We start from the raw sequence: 5,035 nt of genomic DNA on the forward strand, positions 1-5,035 counted from the left end.
ACCGCCGTCCGCCTGCGCGACCGCACCTGCACCTGGGGCGGCTGCAGCCGTCCGGCCGAGTGGGGCCACATCCACCACCTCACCCCCTGGTCGAATGGCGGGACCACGTCAGAGCGCAACGCCGCCTGCCTGTGCGGCCACCACCACCGCCTCGTCCACCGAGAAGGCTGGCGCGGCGAGCTCGACGGCGCCCAGGTGATCTGGCACCCGCCCGACGGCACCGCACCCCTGCGACCACCACCACCCTGGACAAGGGCGCTCGACCGCGTCGTCGACCGCTGGCGCGCCCGCACGCGACCGCACACCACCACCCGAGCGGCGGCGTGACCATGCGCCGAGCCCCGGGCGACAGCAGCCACGCCCGGGTGGGCCGGTGGCGTGCGCACCTCCTGTGCCAAGACGGTGGCGCTCGTGCACAGCCCGCCGGCGACGGCGTGACCGGGTTGGTGGCTGGGTGACCGGGTCGGTGGCTGGGTGACCGGGACGGCGACGGCCACCGGGCCCGGCGTGCGGGTCGTCGGTGGCCGTGGGCTGCGGGCGTGTACCTGCTCGCACTCCGCCGGGCCGTGGTCCGGCCAGGAGCCCTTCCGTGACGAGGCGCCCGTCCATGTTCACGCCCACGCCGCGCCCGCGCCCCGCGCCCCGCGCCGTCCGCCGGCCGGGCCGAGACGGCTCGTCCCGAGGCGCGGACCCCCGGCGTGGCGGGCGGCGACGGCGCGGGACGTGCGGGGTGGAGACTGCCCCCGCCCGCCCCGCGCCGCCGCCGTGCCACCCCGGAGGACCCGTGACCGCCTCGCCCGCACCGCACCAGCCCGTCGTCGAGCCGCCGGCCGGGGCCGCGCCGCTCACCGGGGACGCGTGGTGGGAGGGGTCCGTCGTCGTCCTCGAGCCGGCCGACCCCCGCCCCGGGGCGTGGGCCGGCGGGCCGTCCGTCGTCCTCCACGACGGGACGTGGTGGCTGGCCGTCCGGCTGCGTCGTCCCCTCGGGGAGGGCCGCGGGTACGCCAACGTCGTCCTGCGCTCCGAGGACGGCGTCACCTTCACCCCCGTCGCCGAGGTCCTCCGCACCGCCTTCGGTGCCGAGTCGCTCGAGCGCCCCGCCCTCGTGCGCACCCCGGAGGGGCGCTGGCGGCTCTACGTCAGCTGCGCGACGCCGGGCACCAAGCACTGGCGCGTCGACCTGCTCGAGGCGGACGACCCCGCCGGCCTGGCGACGGCGCCCGCGACGACCGTCCTGCCCGGGTCGGACCGTCTCGCCGTCAAGGACCCCGTCGTGCGGCTCGTCGACGGCCGCTGGCACCTGTGGGCCTCGGTGCACCCGCTGGAGGACCCCGACGCCACCGACCGCATGACCACCGAGCACGCCACGAGCGACGACGGCGTCGCGTGGACCTGGCACGGCACCGCGCTGGCCGGGCGGCCGGGGGAGTGGGACGCCCGCGGCGTCCGGGTCGCGACCGTCCTCGACGTGGACGGCGCTCCGTGGGCGCTCTACGACGGCCGCGCCACGGCGGACGAGAACTGGGAGGAGCGCACGGGTCTCGCCGTCGGCGTCGGCGACGGCCGTTTCGCCGCCGTGCCGGGCGGCCCCTTCCTCGCCGGCCCGCACGGGGCGGGCGGGCTGCGGTACGTCGACGTCGCCGACGTCGGCGACGGCACGCGCCGCTGGTTCTTCGAGGTGGCGCGGCCCGACGGCGCGCACGAGCTGCGCACGGTCGTGCTGCCCGGGGGGTCGCAGGCCGCCTGAGCCGGTTCGGGCGAGGGGTTGACAGCAATCCCGACCGACTCTGTAGTGTTCGTCCCGCCATCCAGAGCGGCCGAGAGACCTGGCTCGTCGACGCCGCAGCACCGTCCCCGTCGGGGGCGTGCTCCCGCCAGGACCGATGGAGGAGACCGCCATGGCCGAGGCCACCCGTCCGACGAGCACCGCCCGCACCACCCCGCTGCGCACCGCCCGGCTGATGCCCGGCGCGCGGCCGTGCCCCTCCTGTCGATGAGCACGCCGCGCCCCGCCCCCGCCGCCCCCTCCCCGGGCGGCGCCACGGCGGTCCCCCAGCCCCCGCGCGCAGCGACCCGGCCGACGTCCCCCCTCCCGCAGGGCTGACCGGCCGCGGGTCCGCGCCCCCCGTGCCCACCGGGCACCCGGAAGGACCCCCATGACCACCAGCACCCTCCCCGCCCGGCGTCCCGCTCGCGCCGGCCGCCGCGGCGCCCCGCAGGCGCCCGTCACCCCGACGCCCACCGGCAGCGGCGGCGACGTCGTCCTCCGCCTCCACCTCGCGCCGGAGGCGGCCGACCGCGCGGGCACCGACGCGCTCGAGGTGGGTGACGTCCTCCGGCAGCTCGTCACCGACCTCGTGCCGGGCGTGCGGGCCGACCTCGACGTCGACCTCGTCGGCCGCCCCGGCCCGGCGCCGCTGCCCCGGCCCGCCGCGCCGGTCGAGCCCGAGGGGCCCGCCGCCCTCGCCGCCCGCGACCTCGAGCTCCTGCTCCTCCTCGTGCGGGCGCAGGGCCGTCCGGTCCCGCGCGCGACGGCGGCCCGCGAGCTGTGGGGCAGCGACGAGCCGGCCGCCGAGGCGCTCCTCGCCGCGCACGTGGGGCGCCTGCGCGCGCTGCTGCCCGCCCGCGGGGGCGTCCTCGACGACGCCGCCGACGGCCTGCGCTTCCGCGCCGCCTGACGCCGGGCCGGTCGGTCGCCGACCGGCCCCCCCCGGGCGGCCCCCGCCGCCGCCGCCGCGCACGCCGCGTGCGCTCCCACCCGTCGCCCGACGCCGCCCGACGGCGCGTCCGGCCGCCTGCCCGGAGGTACCCCGTGAGCACCACCCTGCTGCCGTCCGTCACCGCCCCCGCTGCGCCTGCCGCCGCCCCGGCCTCGTCGGCCGCCCTGCCCGCGCTGCTCGCCCCGACCCCGGCCGGGCTCGGCCGGGTCGCCACCGAGCTGCTGGCGCGCCCCCTCCTGTGGCGCCACCTCGTCCGCTTCGACGAGGGCGAACGGCACTACGTCCGCCTCGGCGCCGGGGACGGCTACGAGGCGTGGCTCCTCACCTGGCTGCCCGGCCAGGGCACCGGCCTCCACGACCACGGCGGCAGCGCCGGGGCCTTCGTCGTCGCGGGCGGGACCCTCCGCGAGACCGTCCCCGCCGCCCGCGGCGGCGCCACGACGCTCCGCGCGCAGACGCTGACGGCGGGCCGGGTGCGCGCCTTCGGCTCCCGGCACGTCCACGACGTCGAGGCGGCCTCCTCGGCGGCGGTGAGCCTGCACGTCTACGCGCCCGCGCTCGCCACGATGACGCGCTACCGCCTCGACGACGGCCGCCTCGTCGTCACCGCCCGCGAGGGCGCCGGGGCGGACTGGTGAGCGCCGTCGTCGCCCCCGCGGCGGCCCGGCCGGTGGCGCCGCGCCGCGGCGGGCGCAGCGTCGCCGACGTCCTCGGCCGGGCCCGCGCCACGCTGCGGCGCCTAGGGCCGGTGGAGGCGGCCGCGGCGGTCGCCGCCGGCGGGCTGCTCGTCGACATCCGGCCCGCCGCCCAGCGCGCCGAGGAGGGCGAGGTGCCCGGTGCTCTCGTCGTCGAGCGCAACGTCCTCGAGTGGCGGCTCGAGCCGGGCGGCGAGGCCGCGCTGCCCGTCGCGGACGTCGACCTCCACGTCGTCGTCCTGTGCTCGGAGGGCTACACGTCGAGCCTCGCGGCCGCCGCGCTGCAGGAGCTGGGCGTCCACCGGGCCACCGACGTCGCCGGCGGCTTCCGGGCGTGGGCGGCCGCGGGACTGCCGACGACGGGCGGCCCCGTCCTGCCGCCCACGGTCGCGCAGGTGCGGGACGAGGTGGCGGGCCACTAGCCTCGCCCCCGTTCTCGACCGATCTGATCGACTCAGTGGGAGGCGCCGTGGGCGACGTGACGGGCGTGCCCGGGCGACCGCACTTCGTCATCGCCGGCGCGCCGAAGGCGGGCACGACGGCGCTGCACGCCGCGCTGGCCACGCACCCGGCCCTGCACCTGTCCCCCGTCAAGGAGCCGAAGTTCTACCTCTGCGACGGTCGCCCGCCGCGGCGGGCCGACCACCGCGGCCCCGGCGACGCGCACAGCCGCCGGGAGTGGGTGTGGCGCGCCGAGGCCTACCGCCGGCTGTTCGCGGACGCGCCGCCCGGCGCCGTCCGCGGGGAGAGCACGCCCTTCTACCTCCACGACCGCGACGCGCTGCCGCGGCTGGCGGCCGACGTGCCCGACGTCCGCGTCGTCGCCGTCGTGCGCGACCCCGTGGACCGGGCGCTGTCGAACTGGCGGCACCTGCGCGCCGACGGCCTCGAGCCGGAGGCCGACTTCCTCGCCGCGGTGCGCCGGGAGGACGAGCGGGCCGCAGCCGGGTGGGCGCCCTTCTGGCGCTACCGCGGCCTCGGCCGCTACGGCGAGCAGGTGCAGCGCCTGCTCGGCGTGCTGCCCGCCGAGCAGGTGCACGTGCTCCGCTACCGCGACCTCGTCGACACGCCCACGGCGGCGCTCGACGCCGTCTGCACCTTCCTCGGCGTCCCGACCGGGGTGGCGCACACCGTGCCCGCCGCCAACTCCAAGCCCGTCGTCGGCGACGGCCCGCGCCACCGCCTGCTGTCGCGGGCGGTGCGCGCGGGCGCCGCCGTCGGCAGCCTCGCGCCGCCGCAGGTCTGGCGACGGGCGTCCCGCCCCCTGCTCGCCGCGCTCCACGCCCGCCCCGTGCCGCCCGCGCCGCTGCCCGTCGAGGTCCGGCGCGAGGTGCTCGCCCCGCTGCTCGAGGACGTCGACCTGCTCGAGCGCCTCACCGGTCTCGAGGTCGACAGCTGGCGCGGCGACGCCGGCCGCGGCGACTTCCGCAGCCGCGCGGCCGGGCGCCCGGCCTCGGCCCCCGACCGTCCTTGACGCACCGCCCCGACCGTCCGACCCGCACCGCCACCCCGAGGAGAGACCCCGCCGTGAGCGTCCCGACCGACCCGAGCCCCGCGCTGGCGCAGTACGCCCACCCCGAGCGCCTCGTGACCACGCAGTGGCTGGCCGACCACCTCGGC

At 79.7% G+C, this 5,035-nt stretch carries 6 protein-coding genes and 1 riboswitch; all 6 genes read left to right on the forward strand.

Translation table 11 applies throughout. The annotated features are described in order from the left end of the window. Window positions 1–327 (forward strand): HNH endonuclease signature motif containing protein (locus tag EDC03_RS17290; protein ID WP_148058140.1); only part of this gene is annotated, 327 nt, incomplete at its 5' end. A gap of 457 nt (window positions 328–784) precedes the next feature. Next, a complete protein-coding gene (locus EDC03_RS17295) occupies window positions 785–1,747 on the forward strand; it encodes a glycoside hydrolase family protein (RefSeq protein ID WP_123381516.1) in 963 nt (320 codons plus the stop codon). A gap of 54 nt (window positions 1,748–1,801) precedes the next feature. Continuing rightward, window positions 1,802–1,890: riboswitch (SAM riboswitch) on the forward strand. A 266-nt stretch (window positions 1,891–2,156) separates the two neighbouring features. Continuing rightward, window positions 2,157–2,678, forward strand: coding sequence for a winged helix-turn-helix domain-containing protein (locus tag EDC03_RS17300; RefSeq protein WP_123381517.1), 522 nt, complete (start codon window positions 2,157–2,159; stop codon window positions 2,676–2,678). A 134-nt stretch (window positions 2,679–2,812) separates the two neighbouring features. Further along, a complete protein-coding gene (locus tag EDC03_RS17305; protein ID WP_199720386.1) occupies window positions 2,813–3,358 on the forward strand; it encodes a cupin domain-containing protein in 546 nt (181 codons plus the stop codon). Continuing rightward, window positions 3,355–3,837: a rhodanese-like domain-containing protein gene (locus EDC03_RS17310; protein WP_241967251.1), complete on the forward strand. Its 483-nt coding sequence runs from the start codon at window positions 3,355–3,357 to the stop codon at window positions 3,835–3,837. Before EDC03_RS17305 ends, EDC03_RS17310 begins: the two co-directional genes overlap by 4 nt. Window positions 3,838–3,884: 47 nt before the next feature. Beyond that, window positions 3,885–4,889 (forward strand): sulfotransferase, encoded by a 1,005-nt coding sequence (locus EDC03_RS17315; protein WP_199720387.1) that lies wholly within the window; start codon window positions 3,885–3,887, stop codon window positions 4,887–4,889. Window positions 4,890–5,035: the final 146 nt, after the last annotated feature.

Source organism: Pseudokineococcus lusitanus (assembly GCF_003751265.1).
Taxonomy (GTDB): Bacteria; Actinomycetota; Actinomycetes; order Actinomycetales; family Quadrisphaeraceae; genus Pseudokineococcus; species Pseudokineococcus lusitanus.